This window comes from Spongiactinospora sp. 9N601 (assembly GCF_044326295.1).
In the GTDB taxonomy this organism is placed as follows: Bacteria; Actinomycetota; Actinomycetes; order Streptosporangiales; family Streptosporangiaceae; genus Spongiactinospora; species Spongiactinospora gelatinilytica.
Window position 1 is genome coordinate 129,045 of sequence record NZ_JBIRBB010000024.1, and the last position, 23,520, is coordinate 152,564.

Here is a 23,520-nt window from a genome sequence, read left to right on the forward strand (position 1 = left end):
GTCCTCGGCCAACCTCGCACCTCCGTGTCGATCTCTGGCCATTATGGCCCACGGCAGCGGGATTCAGGTACCAGGTTCTCGCTAATTCGTTCTTCATATCGCCCCGAGCCGGCCGCCCGGCCGCCCCGGTCGGCCGGCGCCCCGCCCGGGGACCGCCCGTGCGTGTCGAGCGGATTCTCGATACGGCGGCATATGCGCGGCGTCTCATGCCAGGCGGAGCCCGCTCGTCGAAAAGTCGCAGCGGGGATTGCCGGTCAACTCACGAAGTGTCAATATGACCGAGCCGCCCAGCGGTGACAGGGGATCTTTTCGGGGGGTGTGATGGCCCGTGCGAAGGAACGCCGTAGCCGAGCGGTCCACTCTCGGCTCGCATTTCGAACGGCAGGTAACCATGCGCCCGGCACGCATCCCACTCGCCCTCGTGACCCTCGCCTCCATATCCGTCCCGGCCCTGACCAGGCCACGAATCACGCAGGAGCGAGTACCTCCGTACCGGTGAACGACGGTCACCACAACGCAGGGTGCCCGATCGACCACGCCGGTTTCGCCCGTTCATAACGGCCCGGCGCGAACCGCGGCCGAACCGGCCGAGTGCCCGCAGTAAGTCTTCTACCTCGCTCTTTCAGAGCGGCAACGGCCGGTGCGTGGATTGCGCGCGGCGAAACGAAGTGCCCTTCCTCAAAATCGCAGGCAACAAGCGGATTGTCTGGAGGCGTAATGCGCCGCACCCCCCGCGGTCTTCTGATCGTGGCCATGTCGCTGCTGGCCGGTTCCCTGACGGTGGTCGGTGTCCCACCCGCCGCACCACCCGCGCAGGCCGCGACGGTACAGCCGCCCGCACAGACCGAGCGGCAGGCCCTGGCACAGGCGCGCAGCGGCAAGCGGCCGGTCGAGGTGCTGTCCCAGCGGACCGAGACCCGCCAGGTGTTCGCCAACCCCGACGGGTCGTTCACCTCCGAGACCTCGGCGCTGCCCGAGCGGGTACGGCGCGGCGGCGGCTGGGCCGACGTCGATCCGCGCCTGGTCTTCGCCGCCGACGGCAGCGTGCGGACCGTGGCCACCCCGCTGGACCTCACCTTCTCCGGCGGCGGGACGGCCCCGCTGGCCGCCATCGGCGACGGCGGCCGTTCGGTCGCGATGACCTGGCCGCGCAGCCTGCCCAAGCCGGTGCTCGCGGGGGACACCGCGACGTACGCCGAGGTGCTGCCGGGGGTGGACCTGAAGGTGACCGCGTCGGTGCTCGGCTTCTCCGAGGTGCTGGTGGTCAAGTCCAGGAAGGCCGCCGCCGACCCGGCGCTGCGCGAACTCGCCTTCGGCCTGCGCGCGACCGGGCTGCGCGTACGCGAGACGGCGGCCGGCGGCCTGAGCGCGGTCACCGAGTCGGGGACCGAGGTGTTCCACGCGCCCGCGCCCCGCATGTGGGACTCCTCGGGCGCGAACTCCACGCTCAAAGCGGCGGCGGCCGACGCCAAGCAGGCGGTCATGGGCGTGGAACTGACCCGGGACCGTCTGATGATCAAGCCGGACGAGAGCCTGCTGACCTCTCCCGGCACGACGTACCCCGTCTACATCGACCCCCAGTGGTCCGGGTCGAAGCTCGCCTGGACGTACGTGGACAAGGCGTACCCCGCCCAGGAGTACTGGAACTCCAGCCACATGCCGGAAGCGGGCAACTACGGCAGCGGCCTCAAACGCTCCTACTTCCGGATGGACTCCGACAACGTCAACGGCAAGCACATCCTGAAGGCGACGTTCCGCATCACCCAGGTCAAGTCGTGGGGCTGCACCGCGGACCCGCAGGCCGTACAGCTCTGGCTCACCGGCGGCATCTCCAAGTCCACGAACTGGAGCCACCAGCCGACCTGGAGCCAGCATCAGGGCAGCGTCGCCTCCGACGCCGGTTACAGCTCCTCCTGCCCGGACAAGGGCATCGAGTTCAACGCGACCCCCGCGATCGTCCAGGCCGCCAAGAACGGCTGGCCGAACACCACCTTCGGGCTGAAGGACAGCAACGACACCAGCAGCGGCGTGTGGGGCTGGAAGGGCTTCAGCTCCGCGCCCAAGCTGGTCATCGACTACAACACCCCGCCCGCGGCCCCGTCGGGCATCGGCACGTACCCGGCCACCCCGTGTGTCACCGGCGAGGCCAGGCCCATGGTCAACGCGGGCGACGCCGCGAACCCGCTCCAGCTCAAGGCCAAGATCTACGACCCGGACAAGGCCAACGACGGCGTGCGGGCCGAGTTCGTCCTGCACCACTACAACGCCGCGACCGGCGTCTGGGACGACGTCACCTCGACCATGCCGGGCGGCGGCAAGACCGCCTACAAGTACACCACCGCGGCCACCGACCACGCGGTCAAACTGGCCGGGCTGCTCACCGGGCACAGCTACTCCTACAAGGTCAAGGCGTACGACGGCACCGACTCCAGCGCCTGGAGCAAGTGGTGCGAGTTCACCGTGGACACGATCGACCCCGCCACCCTGCCCAAGGTGACCTCGGCGGACTACCCGGCCGACACCCCGGACGCCTGGCAGGGCAGCGTGGGCTGGGCAGGCGCGTTCACGCTGGCCCCCGCCGAGGGTGAGACCGACGTGACGGCCTTCCGCTGGGCGCTGGACGACCCGGCGCTGGCCACCGCCGCCACCCAGGTGGCGATCCCGGCCGGGCAGACCTCCGTCAACGTACGCCTGGCACCCCGCCACGACTGGCTGAACGCCCTGTACGTCTTCCCGGTGGACCGGGCGGGCAATGTCGGCAAGACCCCCGCCGTCTACAGCTTCTACGTCAACGCCGGGTTCGGCCCGGAAGGCCACTGGAAGCTGGACGAGACCTCGGGCACCACGGCGGCCGACTCGGGGGCCACGACGCACCCGGCGACGATCACCGGCGGCGCGAGCTGGGCCGGCGCCCGCGTGGCCGGCGGCCTGCGCCTGGACGGCGGCACGGGGTACGCCAGCACGGACGGCCCGGTGGTGCACACCGACCGGAGCATGAGCGTCTCGGCCTGGGTGCTGCTGAACGACAAGAGCAAGAACTACACCGTGGCCAGCCAGGACGCCGTCCGCGGCTCGGGCTTCCAGCTCTACTACGCCTCCTACTCCAAACGCTGGGTCTTCAACAAGTTCGACGCCGACGTCGATGACAAGACCATCGTCTACGCGATCAGCGACACCGAGGCGATGACCGGCATCTGGACCCATCTGACCGGCGTGTACGACGCGCCGCGCAAGCAACTGCGCCTGTACGTCAACGGCCTCCTGGCGGCCACGGGGAACTACCCCTACACGCCCTTCGACGCGACCGGCCCGCTCCAGATCGGGCGGGTCAAGTGGCACGGCACCTACATCGAGAACTTCGCCGGCGACATCGACGACGTGAAGGTCTGGAAGCGGGAGCTCTCCGACGACCCGCGTACCGTCAACGACCCCGCGCTCGGCAACGAGATCGCCGCCATGGCCAAGCAGCCGCCCATCCAGCGCGGCCTGTGGGCCTTCGAGGAGGGCACCGGTACCACCGCCGCCAACACCATCGACAGCCGCTGGCCCGCGACGCTCGGCGGCGGCGCGGCCTGGTCCGACGACGGCTTCGACGGCGGCGGCGTGCTCGCCCTCAACGGCACCACCGGCTACGCGGCCACCCCGTCGGCGCCGCTGCGCACCGACCACAGCTTCGCGGTGACGGCGTGGGTGCGCCTGGCCGGCGACGACACCTGCACGCTACCGGGCCGGAACATGACGGTCCTCGCCCAGGACGGGGCCACCTACAGCTCCTTCTACCTCAGCCACCGGATCTTCGGCGAGAACGGCGTGCGGGTACCGCGCTGGTCGTTCTCCACGACCCCGGACCCCGCCGTCGGCGCGCTCACGCACGCCTCCTCCGCCGAGCCCATCGACTGTTCGGCGCTCAACACCTGGACCCACCTGGCCGGGGTGTACGACGAGCAGGCCAAGCAGATCCGCCTGTACGTCAACGGCCAGCTCAACGACCAGCGGACGGTCACCGGCGGCTGGCCGGCCGGGGCGATGCAGATCGGCCGGGCCAGATACAACGGCGCCGCCGTGGACCACTTCGGCGGCGACATCGACGACGTCCGCGCCTACACCGGCACCCTGACCGACCGCCAGGTCCTCAACATCGCGATGAACCTCCCCATCGACTCCTAGACCTCCGGGTCTCCGACGTCCGCTCACGCTCACCCACCCCCGGAGGAAGCCGTGCTCGGTTCCAAGCGAGGCTGGAGCAAGGTCGCCGCCATCCTGGCCGTCGTGGTACCGGCCACGCTGGCCGCCCCGACGAACGCACGGGCCACCAGCGGCGATCCGCCCTGGCAGAAGGCCCAGGAGCAACGCCCGGTGCCCGGCCACGCGGCCCGGGCGCGCGGGCCCTTGACGGACCCGGGCGCGGCGTACGCCCTGAAGGGGGCCCCGCCGGTCTCCTGGACGGCGGCGGTGAGCCTGAAAGCCGCTGTGAAGAACGGCTTCGACAGCGTCCAGGTACGAACGATGGACGCCGCCACCGCCGGCAGATCCGGCATCACCGGTCTCGGCATCCGGCTCACCCCGCAGGCCCGCCCCCCGCGCGGGACCCGCGTGACGGTCGAGGTGGACTACTCGGGCTTCCGGTACGCCTACGGCGGCGACTGGGCCTCCCGGCTGCGCCTGGTCCGGTTGCCCGCCTGCGCGGCCACCACCCCCGACCAGCCGCGATGCCAGGCCAGAACGCCGCTGCCCACCCGCAACGACATCAAGACCGGCCGCCTGACCGCCGAGATCGGCCTCGCCGACACCGGCCCGGCGACGCTGGCCGCCGAGGCCGGTCCGTCCGGCCCGGCGGGCACGTACGAGGCGACGTCGTTGTCGCCGTCGGCCACCTGGAGCGTCAGCAACCAGAGCGGCGCGTTCTCCTGGAACTATCCGCTGCGGCTGCCGCCGACTCCGGGCGGCCCCACTCCCAACATCGACTTCGTCTACTCCTCAGGGAGCGTGGACGGCCGCACGGTCGCCACCAACAACCAGGCGTCCTGGATCGGCGAGGGCTTCGACTACTGGCCCGGGTTCATCGAGCGCCGGTACAAGGCGTGCGCCGACGACGGCGTCACCCCCAAGCGCAACGACCAGTGCTGGGGCAACCAGAACGCCACCCTCTCGCTGAACGGCCAGGCCACCGAACTGATCCGGGACGACGACACCGGCACCTGGCAGCCGCGCGAGGACGACGGCTCCAAGATCGAGAAACTGTCCGGCGCCGACAACGGCGCGAACGAGGGCGAGCACTGGCGCGTCACCACCCCCGACGGCACCCAGTACTACTTCGGCCTCGGTCACCTGCCGCGCTGGTCGGAGGGCAAGGCCGAGACGCAGTCCACCTGGACCGTCCCGGTGTTCGGGGACGACGAAGGCGAACCCTGCCACAAGGACACCTTCTCCGAGTCCTGGTGCCGGCAGGCATGGCGGTGGAACCTCGACTACGTCGTGGACCCGCACGGCACGGTCAGCACCTTCTGGTACGGCCGCGAGACCAACCACTACCGCCGCGACGTCACCACCCTGACCGACGGCGTCCCGAACGGCACCCCCACCTCCTACGACCGGGGCGGCCACCTCAAGCGCATCGACTACGGCCAGCGCGCGGACGCGATCTTCACCTCCCCGGCGCCGGCCCGGGTCGTCTTCGACGTCAGGGAGCGGTGCATCCCGTCCGCCGCCTTCGACTGCGCCGAGGGCAAGTTCACCAAGGACAACGCCAAGTACTGGCCCGAGGTCCCCTTCGACCAGAACTGCGACGCGGGCGACAAGTGCATCGACCGGTACTCGCCGACGTTCTGGACGCGCAAGCGGCTGGCCGCCGTCACCACGCAGGTCGCGTCGGGCGGCGCGTACAAGGACGTCGACACCTGGACCCTCGACCAGCAGATGCGCGCGCCCGGCGACGGCACCGCGGCGGCGCTGTGGCTGGCCGGGATCCAGCACACCGGGAAGGTCGGCGGGACGGCCTCGCTGCCGCAGGTGCGGTTCGCCGGGGTGCAGCGCCCCAACCGGGTGGACGCCCTGGAGGGACGCCCGCCGCTGACCAAGTGGCGCGTCTCGGCGATCGACAACGAGACCGGCGGCGCGCTGTCGATCACCTACTCCGACGAGGACTGCGTCGCCGGGCACACCCCCGAGCCCGACGCCAACACCCGCCGCTGCTACCCGCAGTACTGGACCCCGGAGGGCGCCACCTCGCCCAAGCCGGACTGGTTCCACAAGTACGTCGTCACGCAGGTCCAGCAGATCGACCGGACCGGCGGCGCGCCCGACGTGCTGGAGACCTACGAGTACCTCGGCGGCGGCGCCTGGCACCGCGATGACGACGACGGGCTGACCAAGGAGAAGTACAAGACCTGGTCGCAGTGGCGCGGGTACGGCAAGGTGCGGGTGCTGCGCGGCGCGCCCGGCGAGCAGCGCTCCAAGGCCGAGTTCACCTACTTCCGCGGCATGGACGGCGACGAGCTGTCCGGCGGCGGCAGGCGGGACGTCAAGGTCACCGACTCCACGGGCACCGCCGTCACCGACGCCGAGCCCTTGCAGGGCAAGGTCCGCGAGGAGATCCGCTACGACGGCCCCTCGGGGCCCGCGATGACCGGCACCATCACCGGCTACTGGACCAAGCAGACCGCCAAACGCGTCCGTCCCTGGGCGACGACCACCGCGCACATGGTCCGCACCGGCAGGACCCGCGAGCGTACCGCGCTGGCCGCGGGCGGCTGGCGGCATGCCACCACCGACACCGCCTACAACGCAGACGGCCTGCCCACCGAGGTCAACGACCTCGGCGACGACGCCACCACCGACGACGACCAGTGCATCAGCACCACCTACGCTCGCGACACCGCCCGCTGGCTGGTCTCCTACGCGGTCCGCGTGGAGACCGTCACCAAGGCGTGTACCGCCACCCCCGAACGTCCCGGCGACGTGGTCTCCGACGTGCGCAAGTACTACGACGGCAAGGCGTTCGGGGTCGCGCCGGTCAAGGGGGACGTCACCAGGACCGAGAAGCTGGGCTCGTGGGACGGCGGGCCGCGGTACGTCACCGCAGGTTCCACCACCTTCGACGTCTACGGCCGCCCCCTCGTGGTCACCGACCCCAACGGCACCACCACCAAGACGGTCTACACCCCGGCCACCGGCCCGGTCACCGCCCAGCAGGAGACCAACGCGCTCGGCCACGTCACCACCACCGAGATCGAGCCCGCCTGGGGCCTGGCCACCGCGACGACCGACGCCAACGGCAAGCGCGCCGACCTGGCCTACGACCCGCTCGGGCGGCTGACCGGCGTGTGGCTGCCCGGCCACCCCAAGGCCGGGTACGCATCGACCCCGAACATGAAGTTCGGCTACGACGTCCGCGCCAACGGCCCGACCACCGTCACGACCTCGACCCTGCGCGCCGACAACGCCACCTACACCACCGGCTACGCCCTGTACGACGGGCTGTTACGCGCCCGCCAGACCCAGCAGCCCGCCCCCGGCGGTGGCCGCCTGGTCAACGACACCCTGTACGACACTCGTGGCCTGGTCCACAAGACCAATGCCGACTACTACGCCGAAGGCGCCCCCGGCGGCACGCTGTGGGTGCCGGGCAGCGACGACGACGTACCCGGCCAGAACGTCACCGTCTACAACGGCATGGAGTGGCCGACCGCGGAGATCTTCCGCAAGCGCGGCACCGAGCAGTGGCGCACCACGACCACCTACGGCGGCGACCGCGTCAGCGTCGATCCGCCCCCCGGGGCCACCCCGACCACCACGATCACCAACGGGCAGGGCGAGACGGTCGAGGTCCGCCAGTACAAGGGCGACGCCCCGACCGGCGACCACGACGCCGTCAAGTTCACCTACACCCGCGCCGGGCAGCCGGCCAGCATCACCGACGCGGCGGGCAACACCCGGACCTACCGGTATGACCTGCGCGGTCGCATGATCCAGGTGGACGACCCCGGCGAGGGCACCACCAAGCTTACCTACGACGACAAGAACGACCTGCTCACGACGGTCACCGACGCGCGCGGCACCAGCCTGTTCTTCGCCTACGACGCCCTCGGCCGCAAGATCGCCGAGTACGCGGGCACCTCCGCCGCGGGGACCAAGCTCGCCGAGTGGACGTTCGACAAGCTGCCCGACGGCACCGTGGTCAAGGGCCAGCCGACCGGCGCCACCCGGTACGTCAAGAACGCCGCCACCGGCGCGACGGACGCCTACAGCAGCGCCGTGACCGGGTTCGACAACGCCTACCGGGCCACCGGGACGCAGACCGTCATCCCGGCCGCCGAAGGCGCGCTCGCGGGCACGTACAAGACCGCCACCGACTACAACCCGGACGGCACCGTCCACCGGACCGTGCTACCCGCAGCGGGCGACCTGCTCGGCGAGACCCTGCTGTACGACTACGACGACCTCGGCAACCCGGTCACGATGCGGGGCCTGACCAACTACGTCACCTCGACGACCTACTCCAAGCTCGGCCAGGTCCTCGACCTGACGATGAGCACCGGCCTGAAGCGGGTCAAGGAGACCAACTTCTACGAGGAGGGCACCGGCCGGCTCACCCGCTCGGTGTTCGAGCGGGAGACCGCCCCCATCTCGATCGCCGACACCAACTACACCTATGACCCTTCGGGCAACATCACCAAGATCGCGGACACGCCGTCCGGCCAGACGCCCGACGTCCAGTGCTTCCGCCAGGACCACCTGCAACGCCTGACCGACGCCTGGACCACCTCGACCGGCGACTGCGCCGCCGACCCCACGCAGAGCGTCGTCGGCGGGCCCGCGCCCTACTGGCAGTCCTTCGCCTACGACGTCGCCGGCAACCGCACCAAGGAGATCGACCACCGGGCCACCGGCGACATCACCAAGACCTACACGTACGCCGGGGCGGGCAAGCCGCAGCCGCACACGCTGACCTCGGTCGGGCACGAGGGCGGCGCGCGCGACGGCCAGACCGACGCCTACGCCTACGACCAGGTCGGCAACACCACCGCACGCGGCTCGGGCCGCACCCTGGAATGGGACGTCGAAGGCCACCTGGCCAAGTCCACCGACCCCTCCGGCGTCAGCACGTACGTCTACGACGCGGGCGGCGACCGGCTCATCCGCCGCGACCCCACCTCCACCACCCTCTACCTCGCCGGTATGGAGATCCGGCTGGACACCAGGACCGGCGCCAAGAACACCACCCGCTACTACGACTTCGCCGGGCAGACCATCGCCACCCGTACCGGCAGGGGCGTGACCTGGCTGGGCGCCGACCACCACGGCACCGCCGACAGCTCCGTCGAGGACACTGCGGCCCAGGCGACCAACCGCCGCCGCTTCACCCCCTTCGGGCGGCAGCGCGGCCTCCCGCCGTCCTTCTGGCCGGGCCAGAAGGGCTTCGTCGGCGGCACCATCGACGAGGCCACCGCCCTGACCCACCTCGGCGCCCGCGAGTACGACGCCGAGATCGGCCGCTTCATCTCCATCGACCCCGTCCTCGACGTCAGCGACCCACAGAGCTGGAACGGCTACGCCTACGCCGACAACAACCCGGTCACCGGCTCCGACGCCACCGGCCTGATGTACGACGGCGGCGCGCAACCGTGCCCGTCCTGCCGTGTGACCCCCATCAAAAACCCCGGTGGCAGCGGCGGTGGCATCCACTTCGTCTCGTACCCGCCGCCGCCCCCGCCGGGCAACCCGCCCTCCTGCGGACGCTGGAGCTTCGGCTGCAAGGCCAAGAACATCTGGAAAGAGCACAAGGCCACCATCGTCAGCGTCACGGTGGCGGTCGTCGTCACGGGCGGCTGCCTGGCGGCCACGGGAGGCGCCGGCAGCGTGGGCTGCGCCGCCGCCGGTGGGGCCGCCGGCAGCATGGCCGGCTACCTGGTCTCCACCCCCCGCGACGAATGGAGCGCGGGAGGCGCGGTCAAGGCCGCCGCCGTCGGAGCCATCACCGGCGCGGCGGGCGGCGTCATCGGCAAGGGCGCGGGCGCGGTACTCGGCAAACTCGCCACCACCGCGACCGGCCGCACCGTCGCCGCGGCGGCGGGCAAGGCCGCAGGCAAGGTCAAGAACGCCCTCGGCCGCGGCGGCGGGACGGGCGGCAAATCGGGGGGCGGCGGGACGGCGGCCAAGCCGGGGGGCGCACAGGCGGCGAAGCCCGGGACCGCCCCGAACGCCCCGCCTCCAGCGATCGGCTTCACAGACGACACCGTCGGCTCCGCTTTCGCGAACATGCGTGGTGGCGGAGGCCACGCGATGCGACACCTGGTCGATGAAGGAATCATTCCGAATCAAGGTAGCGTCGCCCATAAGGCCGGTATCTTCCAGGAGAAGGTGTCGCCGGTGCTGCGAAATCCGAGCAAGTCCTTCAACTGGAAGATGGGCGGAACGCAGGCCCGCGCCTTCGCCGGAAAGGTCGACGGCCGCACTGTCGTAGTGTTCGTCGCAAAGGAAGGGGACTACCAGGGCAATGTGATCTCGGCGCTGGTGCCCAGCCCGCAGAACATGGTGAAGTGGGGTCTTCAGTGAACGGTGTGCTGGACGCGATCCGCTGGGACGGGATCACTCCGGTGGTCAGCCTCTTCCTGATCTCCCCGGCCTCATCCGCGCCGGACTTCGCCGGCGCGTGGGGACGACACGGTCCGAGGCGGACGAACACCTACCGTCTGGAAGACGATCGCGGCTTTCCCCGGCTGCCGCTGGTCTATGAATACGACTTCGTCTTCGAGGTATTGCCCGAGGACCTCAGGCAGCGGCTGGAAGCATGCCTGCGTACGGCATGCGAGCATTCCGGCTCGGTGGCCTGGCTGGCATTCGAGGGCTCTTTTCATTTCGACCACATCCTCACCGAGAGCGTGGCCGACCAGATATACGGGATATGCGCCACCGGCGATCCGCCCCTGGTGCTGCTCGACGACGAGCCGGCCGATCGGGCGGCCCTGCTGGATCGGATGCACTCCTATCGGGCGCGCCTGGGGTTCCCGGATCCCCGGCGGTGAAGGCGCCGGCGCCGCTCTCAGCGGGCGGCGCCGCCCGGCCGGAGGGCGGCCATCCTCAACTCCACCAGCAGGGCGTCCACCCGGGCGGTGTCGGGGGTGTCCGGTAGCACCGAGTCGATCGACTCCAGGTCCGCCAGTGTCCTGGTGACGAAGGCGGAGAACGCCTTGGGGTTGCGGGTGGCGAGTTCGCCCGCCGCGAAGACGTCCTCGCGCTGTGCCGACATGTCGATCACCAGTTGGCCGGTCTTCAGCAGCGTACGCGCCTGCCGTAGCAGCCGTACGCAGTCCCGTGCCTGCTCTCTGGTGAGCTCGGCGATCTCGTCGGCCGACAGGTCGTCCACGATCCCGTGCGGCGGGACCCCGAACCGGCGGAAGATGTGCCGTGCGGCCTTCCTGTACGCTTCGCGCACGTTCAGTGCCGACAGGAACGCCGTGCGGTTCTCGACGAGCGCGTCTCCCGCCTCGGTCCGCACCGAGTGGGAGTCGAGCCAGAGAAGTTCGCTCGCCGCGGGATCGGCTTGGAGCGCGAGGGTGGCGAACTTGTACAGCTCGTGCATCGTGAGGGCGCCATGGTCGGGACCCACGTAGGTACGCGTCAGCACGGCGGGCCCGTGCAGGCCGCAGACGTCCACAGGGTCGGCGATGTACACACCGATGACCTTCGGATCGTCATCGTCGATGGCCAGCCCGTGCGCCATCGGGCCCACCACGCCCATCAGCTCCGTCATATGCGCCCGTCACCCCGCAGGCAGGCTATGGCATCGGCGAAGCGACGTCCGCACGTTTTCCGGCGCGTTACCGCGACGGTCACGCGTTACCGTGAAGGTCATGGGGAGAGTGATCTCCGGGGACCGGCTCCCGTCACGGTGGCTGGCCGGGCTCGGGCTCGGCGGCTGCGGCACTCCGGCCGGGGCGGTGCTGCTGGTGATGGCCGTCGGCACGGGCGACCGGCGATGGGTGATCGCCGCGTTCATCTTCACCTGGGTGGCGGTGGTCGCGTTGACCAGGAGCCTGCACGCCTGGTGGTGGTGGCGGCGCGACCCGGACTACCTGATCGCCATGCCTCGGTGGTCGGGCGCGCTGGCAGGGTGGCTCGGCGCCATCCTGTCCTTCCTCGGCGGATACTCCTACGGCTGGCTGGCGCTGTCGGCGGCGGTGCTCTGGTCCGCCACCATGTGGGTGGACCGGTCGGTGATCCGGCGCCACCAGGCGGACATCGAGGCCGGGAACCTCGACTACTGGTTTCGCTGACCGGAATCCGGCGCCGCTCGCACGGGAGCGGCGCCGGAGCACTGCGGGGCTAGCCCACACGGGTCCAGAGGGTGGGGACCCTGGGCGGCTCCCAGCCGGTGCGCGAGGTGTGGGTGAGCGCGCAGCGGTAGGTCACGTTCTGGTAGACGACCGTCTGGCCCACCTGGTACTGAACGCCCGGCCGCCAGGTCGTCGGCTGGGCCGTGCCGGTGGGGCCGCCGGTCGGGCCGCCGGCGATGTTCAGCACGAAGTCGAACGCGCCCTGGCGCTGCCCGCCGGATGAGCTGATCGTCATCAGCAGGCGGGGGTCGTAGATCGTGTCGGTGTTGTTGCGCGGCTCACCCGGGAAGTAGAGCTGCGTCGTCAGCACCGGCCGGCCGGGGGCCTGGACCTTGACGTGGATGTGCCGGGTGCGGCCCGGGTACAGGCCGGGGACGATCGTGGTGAGCCGGTACTGGCCCTGGGCGTTGGTGAACTGGTGCCCGCGGAAGTTGTAGCCGACGTTGTCGTAGTTGCCGTTGTTGTCGGCCTGCCAGAAGTCCAGCAGGGCGTTGGCGATCGGCTGGCACGCCAGGTTGAAGACGTAGCCGCTGACGACGAGGCGGGTGCCGGCTCCGGTCAGGGTGTCGCGCTGCGGGGAGTTCGGCTTGAAGTACGGGCCCTCGGTCTGGGCGGGCGTGCGGTCCTCGGGCTCCTGGCAGTACGGCGTGGGCTCCAGGGTCTGCCCGGGGGCCACGCTGCGGGCGAGCGCGGGAATCTGGGGGACCAGGATGGGGATCGGCGCGGCCATGACGGCGGCCTTCAGCAGGGTCTTCCGCGAAATGACCTTGCCGCCCCTTCCGGATTCCGGCTCTCTTGGGGCACCGGTGTGCTCGGCGTCCACAGTGATCTCCTTGGTTTTCTGGGGGGTTTACCGTGCGGCTCGTGTGCTTGTAAGCCCCGGCCGCTACACCCGAAGCTGGCACCACGTATTTACCCTGAGTACCCTACAGAAATCTATAACATCGGAGTTATGGCGGATTCCATATAGCGGCGTGACAGGTGCCGATTGATATGAGGTGCCACGGCGATCCGGAGATCACCGCACGAAATAGGGAGCCACTTTTCCGGTCGCCGGGCGGGCCGAATCGAACAACCTTTCATGACGGCCCATGACTTCGGCGCCGAATGGATAAAAAGTGGACTGTCGAGTGGACACCTGCCGAACTACGCTGCGCTCAGCGGCAGGGTGATCGCGCACTTTCCGGCCGCCGGCGACACCACGACGGGGCACCCGGGCGGACCATTTGCAGCACGGGAGCCTGCCGTCCGCCTCAAGGTCACCGAGAGGCGGACCACCACCGTACCAACCGCCTATCTGCTCTGTGCCCGCTTCCGCCTTTCGTCATCCCCGCCGTCGCCGTCGCCAGTCCAGAAGCACGCTGTCATAACGCGTACTGGGAAGGGACAAATGTCTCGATTATTAGGTCGTGGATGGAGGCGCCGGGCGGCCGACCTGCTGGCCTTGACGCTGGTCGCCGGGCTCCTCGTCGTCGTACCGCAGCCACCGTCCGCCCAGGCGGCCGTCGCGCAGGTCGCGATGACCTGGAACCTGCACGGAAGCGGGCAGACCGCGGGCAAGGTGGCCGATCTGATGCGTGACCACGATGTCAAGGTCGCCGCCCTCCAGGAAGTGGTCAACGGACCGTTCCTGGGCCTCACCGCCACGAATCACGATGTGCGCCACCTCAACACGGACGGTACGACCTCGTCCCCGCTGCGCTGGCGTGTCGAGGAGTACACACTTTCCGGCGACGGCGGAACCGCCTTTGTGATCCGGACCAATTCCAACAACCGGGGTATCGCGATCGTCACCACCCTGGACGTCGCCAACGTGGCCACGGACGTGCACGTGGTCAATGTACGGGATGACTGGGATGGGAACAGCGCTTTTCCCGCTCTCGGTGTGAAGGTGGACGGCGCCTGGTACTACTCCATCCACGCCACCACGGCGCCGAAACGCGCCAACAACAACGCGGACACGCTGGTCGAGGACATCTCCAGCCTGCACCAGGTGGCCGGTTTCACCAGCGACTGGGCCGCGATGGGCGACTGGAACAGGTTCCCCACCGAGGACACGGAGGCATGGCGGGCTTCGCGGAACAGGCTCACCGGTGCCGCGAAGCTCAACTTCGCGGAGAATCAGGCCGCGTTGAGCAGCATCACGGATCTCGACCCCGGTGAGCGCATCATTTCGCAAGGCTCGCGAACCCACGATCACGGTGCCGAACTGGATTTCATGGTGGCCAAGGGCGCGGGTAACGGCTACAACGCCAGCCGGGCGGTGTCGAGGTACGGTTCCGACCACTGGCCGGTGTTCTTCGGGGCCGCCGGTACCGGCACCTGCACGGGCGGCACGTCACCGACGCCGGCGAACGCGCCGCGCGCCGCCGCCGAGGAAGCCTGTCCCATCGAGAACCTCCAGCTCGCGGCCGTCTCGATGGGGGACAGCTACATCTCCGGTGAGGGCGGGCGCTGGCAGGGCAACGCCAACACCTCCTCCGGGGGCGACTCCTGGGGCACCGACCGGTCCGCCGACGGCAGACAGGTCTATGAGAAGAACGGCGACGGCAGCGACGCCTGTCACCGCTCCGACGTCGCGGAGATCAAGGGCGCCGAGATCCCCGGGGTCCCGCGCGAACGCAGGTTCAACATCGCGTGCTCGGGCGCCGAGACCAAGCACCTGCTCTCGGACTCCTTCAAGGGAGAAAAGCCGCAGATCGAGCAGCTCGCCGAGCTTGCCGCGGAGTTCGAGGTGCACACGATCGCGGTGTCCATCGGCGGCAACGACCTCGGGTTCTCCGACATCGTGAAGGGGTGCGTGCAGACGTTCATGGTCAACGGCCCGGCCTGCCGCGACGGTGCCGACGAGATGCTCAAGGAACGGCTCGGCGACGTGGGCAAGGACGTCTCCAAGGTCCTTTCCACCATCCGCGCCACCATGAGCGACGCCGGGCAGGACGAGGGCAGCTACCGGCTCGTCCTCCAGTCATACCCGTCCCCGCTGCCCCCCACCGAGTACATGCGGTACCCGGGCGACCACTACGACCGGTACACCCAGGGCGGCTGCCCCTTCTACGACGAAGACCTGACGTGGACGCGCGAAGGGGCCATCAAAGGGATCGGCGACATGCTGCGGAGGGCGGCCAACGGCGCCGGCGTGGCCTTCCTCGACCTGAAGGACGCGTTCGCCGGGCACGAGCTGTGCGCGAGCTCGGCCCGGCAGGCGAAGTCCGGCGAATCGCTGTCCGATCCGATGCCGGCGGACGAGTCCGAGTGGGTCCGGTTCATCCAGGGGTTCACCACGCCGGGCGAGCTGGCGGAGGCCATCCACCCGAACGCACACGGCCAGGTCGCCCTCAGCGCCTGCCTGTCGGACGCCGTCCAGAAGATCGGGGAGTCGGGGCAGAAGTACTTCCCGTGCGTCGGGCGGCCGGGCGACCGTCCCGGTGATTCGAGGCTGACCAGGTCGCCGATCGACGACGCCGTGGAGACCGTCGATCCGTGGCGCGGCGAGGGCTTCCGGCTCGCCGACCACTACCTGTTCCAGGACGGCGTCTACGCCCGGTTCAACCCGGACGCCGACATCGACGGCACGATCCATCCCGGTGACGTACCGATCGGTAAGTCGGACGGCTGGCTCGGTGCGGTGAAGGACACCGGCGACAACTGGCCGAGCCTGCGCGGCACCGACTTCTCCGAGGGCATCGACGCCGTCTTCGAGGCGCGTACCCGGTACGACAAGGAGCTGATGCTGTTCCGCGGCGACCAGTACGTGCGGGTCGAGCTGGACCCCGAGACCGGCAACGACAAGCGTGTCAAGGGCCCCGGGCCCATCAGGGACTTCTTCCACCCGTTCCGGGGCACCGTCTTCGAGTCCGGCGTGGACGCCGCGGTCGGTGACCAGGAGAACCGGGCGCTGGTCTTCCGGGACAACATGATGGGCGTGTTGCAGGTCACCATCGACGCCAACAAGGACAGTTGGCTCGTGGAGCCGACCCCCATCGCCGAGGCGATCCCGGCGCTGGCGTTCACCCCGTTCGCCAAGCGGGTGGACGCGGCGCTGATCCGGCACCAGCGGCCGACGGCGATGTGGGTCGATCTCATCTCCGGCAACCAGGTGGTGTCGGTGCTGGTGATGCTCTCCGATCTGCGGCAGAGCAGGCTTGAGACGAGCGTCGTGGACCTCACGGTCATGTGGCCGAGCCTGCGCGGCAGCATCTTCGACTGGACCGGCGGGGTACGGCCGAACCGGCAGGACCTGAAGATCGCCGCGGGCGTCCCCTACGACAATGGCGAGGACGGACGCCAGAACAAGGCCGTGGTGCCCGGCCCGCACTCCCAGTGCCGCCCCGAGGGCCTGACCGCGACCCGCGGCGTGGACACCCCGTACTGCCTGGCCTACGACGCCGACGGCCGGGAATGGCTGGGCGGCGGCGGACGCGACAAGCGGGTGGTCGGCTACTTCACCGGCTGGCGGACCGGCGCGAACAACCAGCCGCGGTATCTGGTGCCGAACATCCCGTGGTCGAAGCTGACCCACATCAACTACGCGTTCGCGAAGGTCGACGGCAACAAGATCTCGGTCGGCGACACCACCGACCCGAACAACCCGGCCACCGGCATGACGTGGCCGGACGCCGTGGACGCCCGTCCCGATCCCGGCCTGTCGTACAAGGGACACTTCAACCTGCTGGCGAAATTCAGAAAACGGCACCCACAGGTCAAGACGCTGATCTCGGTGGGCGGCTGGGCCGACACGCGGAACTTCTACGCGATGGCCACCAACGCCGACGGCAGCGTGAACCAGTCCGGCATCGACACGTTCGCCGACTCGGTCGTCGAATTCCTCGACCGCTACAAAGCGGCGTTCGACGGCGTGGACATCGACTATGAATATCCCAGCGCGCTGCCCAAGGCCGGCAACCCCGCCGACTGGGAGCTGTCCGACCCCCGCCGCAAGGGCCTGCAAAAGGGCTACAACGCGCTGATGAAGACGCTGCGCGAAAAACTGGACCGGGCCGGCGCCGATCGGGGCCGCTACTACCTGCTCACCTCCGCGGCCTCGGCCTCGGGCTACCTGGTCCGCGGCTTCGACGCGGGCGAGGCGCTGCGGTACCAGGACTTCGTCAATCTGATGACCTACGACATGCACGGCTCGTGGAACCACTTCGTCGGCCCGCAGGCCCCGTTGTACGACGACGGGAAGGACAACGAGCTGGAGGACGCCGACTTCTACACGACGAAGGAGTACGACAAGACCGGCTACTTCAACGTCGACTGGGCCTACCACTACTACCGCGGCGCGCTGCCGCCGGGCCGGATCAACATCGGCATTCCGTACTACACCCGCGGCTGGCGGAACGTCGCCGGCGGCACCGACGGTCTGTGGGGCACCGCGGCCCTGCCGGACCAGGGGCAGTGCCAGCCCGGCACAGGGCCAGGTTCCGGTTCGTCCACCCCCGTGGCCTGCGGAAACGGCGCGGTCGGCATCGACAACCTCTGGCACGACCTGGGCGGGGCCGGGCAGGAGGTGGCGTCCGGTTCCAATCCGATGTGGCACGCCAAGAACCTCCAGAAGGGCAGGGCGCCGAACTACCTACGCGCCTACACCGACGCGGGCAGGGAGGAGGGCCAGCTGAAGGGAACCTACGAGGAGAAGTACGACGACACGCTCAAGGCCCCCTGGCTGTGGAACGCCGACAAGAAGGTGTTCCTGTCCACGGAGAACAACGCCTCGCTCGACGCCAAAATCGATTACGTCAAGGAGCAGAAGCTCGGCGGCGTGATGATGTGGGAACTCGCCGGCGACTACACCGAACTCGGCGGCGGCGACTACGGCATGGGCTATGACATGACCACCCGCCTCGACGAGGGACTGCGCGGCTCCGGCGGTTATCAGACCACCCGCGCGGGCGAGACCACGCTGCCGAACCACGTCGTCGACGTGAAGGCCGAGCTGGTGGACTATCCCACAGGAAAGGACCCGGAGTTCCCGAACGACGACCCCTTCTACCCGATGCGTCCCAAGCTGCGCATCACCAACGACACCGACGTCGCGCTGCCGTCGGGCACCGAGATCGCCTTCGACATCCCCACCTCGGCGCCGCCGATCCTGCGCGACGGCAACTACCAGGAATTCGGAAAGAACGTCGTCATCGACAAGGGGCGGGAAGGCAGCAACATCGGCGGATTGAAGGCCGACTTCCATCGCGTGACCGTGAAACTCGGCTACTGCGAGGACATCGCGCCCGGCGCGAGCCACGACATCGTGCTGCGCCACTATCTGCCGCTCACCGGCCCGGCCAACGTCACCCTCAAGACCGGCCCCCGCACCTACGGTTCCACCCAGAACGACCAGAAGGACGCCACCACCGTCACCCCGGAGATGGCCGACGGGGTGGACTGCCAGGCCGAGGAGTGGGAGCCGCACCCCTACAACCCGCGCGGCACCTTCGCCTTTGAGAAGGACGGCGACGACTGGCGAATCGTGGACTGGGTCGGCAGCAACGTCCTGGACCACCCCGAATCCTGGGACACCCCCCACCTGGTGGACAACCAGCCGGGCAACGAGAACCAGTTGTGGAGCGTCGACGAGGACGGCGGCTCGGGCTGGTACCGCATCAAGAGCCGCGGCAAATGCCTCCAGGCGGACGGGGTCCTCAAGTCGCTCAGCGTGCACGACTGCGACGACGAGCCGCACCAGTGGTGGCAACTGCGCACCATGCGGCCGGGTGAGGACGACATCATCACCACCGGCACCCCCGCCGCCGGAACCGGTTACCAGTTGGTGTCGTTCGCCGACGACTCCTACGAGCCCGCGTACGTCGCCGAGGGCAAGAACAGCGGCAACCGGCCGGGCACCGAGGTCGTCGCCGGTGATCTCGACGGCACCACCGCGAGCACCGTCATCTGGAACGGCTTCTACTGGCGGGCCAACTGGTGGACCACCGCCACCGACGAACCCGGCAAGGGCGGCGCCTGGAAGAAACTCGGCCCCGCCCCGGGCGCGGCCACCCTCCGGCAAACCCCGAACCGGCCCACCACCACCACGGCACCCCCACCGGCCGCTCCACCGGCCGGTCCTCGTGAAGGCCGCAAACCCGACCCCCACATGAAGCCCGCCCTGCCCAAACCCAGAACCTCTTGACCCTGTCCTCTCGACGCCCCCGCCCCGGCCGGTGACACGGCCGGGGCGGGGGTGTTTCCCAGAAGAACGGCGGGCCTGGCCAGTCCGACACCTCATCGATGAGCCGCTTCTGCGCCTTCGAGTATCGCCCGGCCGGGTTTGCCGATGGACACCCCGGTCGGATAAGAAGCTTGCGTGCTGAGAGGTGACAAAGTAGGGCTCAGGGCCCGGTACGAGGACGACATCCCGATCCTGCGGACCGAGCTCTACGACGACGTGGTCAACTCCGCGCGGGCCGAAGGCCGGCCGTGGCGGCCGATCACGCCGGGCTCGAAGGATCCGCGGCTCGTGGTGAACGACGACGAGCAAGGGCACGTCCCGTTCTCCGTCGTGGCACTGGACGGCGGCACGCTGGTCGGCACCGCGACACTGTGGGGCATCGACACCCACAACCGATCCGCCCACATCGGCCTGGGCCTGCTGCCATCGGCCCGCGGCAAGGGCTACGGCACCGACGTCGTCGCGGTCCTGTGCCACTACGGTTTCGTCGTACGCGGCCTGCACCGGCTCCAGATCGAGACGCTGTCCGACAACGCCGCGATGCTGCGCTCCGCCGAACGCAACGGCTTCGTCCGCGAGGGCCTGCTGCGCTCCTCCGCCTGGGTGATGGGCGAGTTCATGGATGAGGTCATACTCGGCCTCCTCGCCCGGGACTGGAATCGCTCCCCGGGGCTCGGGTGAGTTTCCAGAGCCACCCGATGCGACGAAGCCCGAGCCGTTCGGCCACGCGCTGCGAGGAACGGTTATCAGCGCTGGTGCTGTAGAACAGGTACGGGCAATGCGGCGACAACAGATCTGTCCAGACCGCCGTGGTCGCGGCGGCGTACCCACGCCCCCGGTACGACGGCGCGGTCCACGTCCCCGCCTCCGCACCGGCGGCCGTCCTGCGGGGAGTGTGGCAGATCGAGACCACCTCACCACCATCGACGATCATCGCCCACGGCGCCCCCGCGCCACCCCCGACGAGCTCCTCCCATTCCCCGGGCTGCCAATTCCCAGGCCGCAGGCCACGAACACGCCGGACATCACCCGGCCTGTCCGACCGAAGCACCGGCATGCCCGGACCGAACCGCACAGACGGGGACGCCAGATAGCTCGGCCCGCCGACCACTGTGGAACTGCCGCGCATGGCCTGATCCAGGAGTGCCTGGCATTCCTTCAGCACGTTCGGTGGCCGTCCAGGGGGCGACGGGGTGCTGCGCGCGACCCTGTCGAGCAGGTCCCCGGCCAGGTCGTCGGGCACGGTACGGGCCACTGCCGCGGTGACGCCGTCGTCTGCCACGGCGAGCACCAGTTCTTCAGCACCATGCAGGCGCCCACGATGATCGCGTTGCCACAGCACTCCCATCTCGACTTCGAGCAGCTCAAGATCGCTGCGGCCCTCCGCATGTTCACCCATGGTCGTCCTGCCCCCTCATCGCGCCCGCCTTGACAACTTGGGATATCAAGGCCGGAACCCCGCGGCCGGCCACGTCCTTGTGCATCCGCCAGTTCCTCGGCACAAGTACTACCGAATGCCAAATACGCCGCAAGAACCCGATCCCACCGACCCGGGCAGTCAGGCGATCGATTTGCACCTGCCGCTGCTCCGCCTCCACCGGTGTCCGGGAACAGTCCGGCGACATCGTCCCCCGGCCACCAGTTCGTCCAGGCCGGCAGCACCCCATCTGCGTCCACCCGGCTGCGCAGTACCCCCCCGCAAGCCCTCCGGGGCCAACCGCGTCCACAAAACCACCCCGCGCCCCCTGCACGCCGGTCAACGCCGGCACATAGCGCCCGGCATCGCCGTGAGCCACCAACAACGAATCACCCCGCCTCGGCAACACGTCCCCCAAGGCGGCCGGTACCACCACGGGGTCGGCGACCGCTGGAACCGGCCCCGCCACCATCGGGACTGCTCACTGATCCTGCTCTACGTGAGCGAGTGGGCCGCCCCCGCCCAGGACGATCTGCCCCCCGGCTCTACCAGGAGGTGTACGCGGCCACCGGCGGCGAGTGCGTTGAGGTCGCGAGACTGAGCAACGACCGAATCGCCCGAAGAGCGGACGGCCCCAAGGACCTGGTGTGTGTGCCCGCCCATATTGTGGCGCGAAGTTGAGCTTTCACGCATATGGCGCTGTACGCTGCGATCCGGCCGCGAACCATCCGCCACTCGCCGGACAAAGCAGATACCGCTCCTGATTGGAATGAACTTGCGAGTATTTCTAGCAGTGGTTCCGAAGAATCCGAGGTCCACCGTGGCCGGTGCTACCTCGATCGCACGCTCAGCGATCAAAGACGTCTTCCCCGTGCCACCTGAAACGATCAAAGCCGACGAGTGGGATGACGAGGGAGCTGCTCTTCTGGCCTGGTCGAACGAGGAATCAGTGGCCGGGCGTCCCCCACTGATCGCCAGGGGCCATCGCCATGCCGTGGGCATCAGCGGCCACCTGACGGCGGATGAGGACAGCGCCAAGCTCGCGAAAAGCGACTCATTGGGGGAGGCGGCCGCCTCGATGGGGGGATGCTTCGCCGCCTTCAAAATAGCTCAGGGAGAGATTCAGGCCGTAACGGTCAGCACCCGTGCCTGCCCTGTCTTCTATGCGGAGACATCGGAGTTGCACATCGTGGGCAACCGGGCACTGCACGTCCACCTCGTCGCGACCGGAGGATCGATCCGCTGGGATGAAACCGCCCTGCAGTCGATGATTCGCCAGGGCTACTTTCTCTCCGACGAAACCCCCTATCTCGGGGTGCAGGCCCTGGGCCCGTCTTCATCGATCGTCATCCGCGGCGCGCGCCGAGCCATCACCGCCACGCCCCTTCCGCAAGCCCAGCCGGTGCCGAGTTCATCTCGGGCGAAGCGCGCGGCCATTGCAAAGCTCGGTCACGCGCTCATCGACGCCGTCACGCCGCTACGTTCCGCGCCGGAGCCGGTCAACCTGGCCTTGACCGGCGGACGAGACAGCCGGCTGATGGCGGCACTCCTCCATGCCGCGAAGATCCCTTTCCGCGCGACGACGAACGGCCTCGACGATCACCCTGACGTGATGATCGCCCGGCAGATCGCCGCGAAGCTGCGCATTCAGCACACTGTCATCCCCCCGGCCCAAACGGCGGCGAAGGACGCCATCGTCATACCCCACCCTCAACGACGCACCTATGATGTTCTCAAAACGTGCGAGGGAATGACCTCTGCGTATGAAAGCATCGTTGAATACCTGCCATATAGTGCAAGGCCCACCATGTCCGGGCAGAGTGGAGAGATCCTGAGAGGTGGATTTCTCTACAGCCAGAACAACCCTGGCGAAAAGGCCATGCTGCGCCGGATCAAAGACTTCTTCCTCAAGAACGAAAACCTCTTCACCGCAGCGGCCAACCACCATGCCGAGACTCTTGCGGCACCCTGGGAGGCGCGGGCGCAGGAGAACCCATGGGAAGTGCTCGATCACATGTACGTCACTTATCGCGTGGGACGATGGCATGCCGGCGCACGGGTGGGGTCGCTACGCCGGGGCAATCCCATCCAGCCGTTTCTGGATAATCGAGTGGTGTCCGAGGCGCTCTTCCTGGACCAGCAATGGCGATACTCGGAGGAGGTCGTTCACGGCCTCGTCCGTCAATTCGCTCCGGCGCTGCACGCCATCCCCCTTGAAGGCGCCCCATGGCGATTCGCGGCTGACCGTTCCCCCTCGATCTGGTCACGGCTGCGGCCGGCGGCCAAAGCAGCCTCCACGGCCACTCCGAGCAAAAAGCAGAGCGGTTGGAACTGGCGAACGAGTCCAGGGCCCGTCCTGTCGCAGATCCTCGGCGAATACGTGATCGGCCGAGCGGACGCTCTCGCCGGCGTTGTCCGCCCTGACGAACTGAAGCGCCTCTTCGATGGCCCGTCGGTTACTCAGCCCGCATTGGCGTGGAATCTGTATACGGTCGCAGCCATGTTGACCGACACCTTCCCCGGAGAGCCGCCCACCGGCCTCGAAGAGGTCCATATCTCCATCCCCCACTCTTAGGGTGCCGGCGCGATGGCCGTCGGCT

General features: G+C 69.0%; 10 protein-coding genes. 7 read left to right on the forward strand and 3 right to left on the reverse strand.

Annotated features, from left to right (window positions below):
- Positions 1 to 717 precede the first annotated feature (717 nt).
- Genes ACH34R_RS39695 through ACH34R_RS39705 form a run of 3 tightly spaced genes read left to right on the forward strand, consistent with a single transcriptional unit; the run spans position 718 to position 11,024 of the window.
- Positions 718 to 4,167: a LamG-like jellyroll fold domain-containing protein gene (locus ACH34R_RS39695; protein ID WP_397566763.1), complete on the forward strand. Its 3,450-nt coding sequence runs from the start codon at positions 718 to 720 to the stop codon at positions 4,165 to 4,167.
- Positions 4,168 to 4,218: 51 nt separating this feature from the next.
- The gene (locus ACH34R_RS39700; RefSeq protein ID WP_397566764.1) at positions 4,219 to 10,554 is read left to right on the forward strand and encodes an RHS repeat-associated core domain-containing protein; all 6,336 of its coding nucleotides are present in this window, start codon (positions 4,219 to 4,221) and stop codon (positions 10,552 to 10,554) included.
- Positions 10,551 to 11,024 carry a hypothetical protein gene (locus ACH34R_RS39705; RefSeq protein ID WP_397566765.1) on the forward strand — a complete coding sequence of 158 codons (474 nt, stop codon included), beginning with the start codon at positions 10,551 to 10,553 and terminating at the stop codon, positions 11,022 to 11,024. Before ACH34R_RS39700 ends, ACH34R_RS39705 begins: the two co-directional genes overlap by 4 nt.
- A 17-nt stretch (positions 11,025 to 11,041) precedes the next feature.
- Here ACH34R_RS39705 and ACH34R_RS39710 read toward each other — a convergent pair whose 3' ends face one another.
- Entirely contained in the window at positions 11,042 to 11,752 is a 711-nt protein-coding gene (locus tag ACH34R_RS39710; protein WP_397566767.1) for a DNA polymerase beta superfamily protein, read from the reverse strand.
- 100 nt (positions 11,753 to 11,852) lie between these two features.
- Here ACH34R_RS39710 and ACH34R_RS39715 point away from each other — a divergent pair, with 100 nt between their 5' ends.
- On the forward strand, positions 11,853 to 12,275 hold the full coding sequence (locus ACH34R_RS39715) for a hypothetical protein (RefSeq protein ID WP_397566768.1): 423 nt from the start codon (positions 11,853 to 11,855) through the stop codon (positions 12,273 to 12,275).
- 49 nt (positions 12,276 to 12,324) lie between these two features.
- Here ACH34R_RS39715 and ACH34R_RS39720 read toward each other — a convergent pair whose 3' ends face one another.
- Entirely contained in the window at positions 12,325 to 13,158 is an 834-nt protein-coding gene (locus ACH34R_RS39720; RefSeq protein WP_397566769.1) for a carbohydrate-binding protein, read from the reverse strand.
- A gap of 621 nt (positions 13,159 to 13,779) precedes the next feature.
- Here ACH34R_RS39720 and ACH34R_RS39725 point away from each other — a divergent pair.
- Positions 13,780 to 19,464, forward strand: coding sequence for a glycosyl hydrolase family 18 protein (locus ACH34R_RS39725; protein WP_397566770.1), 5,685 nt, complete (start codon positions 13,780 to 13,782; stop codon positions 19,462 to 19,464).
- A 174-nt stretch (positions 19,465 to 19,638) separates the two neighbouring features.
- Positions 19,639 to 20,184, forward strand: coding sequence for a GNAT family N-acetyltransferase (locus ACH34R_RS39730; protein WP_397566771.1), 546 nt, complete (start codon positions 19,639 to 19,641; stop codon positions 20,182 to 20,184).
- Here the strand turns inward: ACH34R_RS39730 and ACH34R_RS39735 are convergent.
- A complete protein-coding gene (locus ACH34R_RS39735) occupies positions 20,132 to 20,902 on the reverse strand; it encodes a GNAT family N-acetyltransferase (RefSeq protein ID WP_397566772.1) in 771 nt (256 codons plus the stop codon). The two genes, ACH34R_RS39730 and ACH34R_RS39735, sit on opposite strands and share 53 nt — an antisense overlap.
- Positions 20,903 to 21,740: 838 nt before the next feature.
- Here ACH34R_RS39735 and ACH34R_RS39740 point away from each other — a divergent pair.
- A complete protein-coding gene (locus tag ACH34R_RS39740; RefSeq protein ID WP_397566773.1) occupies positions 21,741 to 23,495 on the forward strand; it encodes an asparagine synthase-related protein in 1,755 nt (584 codons plus the stop codon).
- Positions 23,496 to 23,520 lie beyond the last annotated feature (25 nt).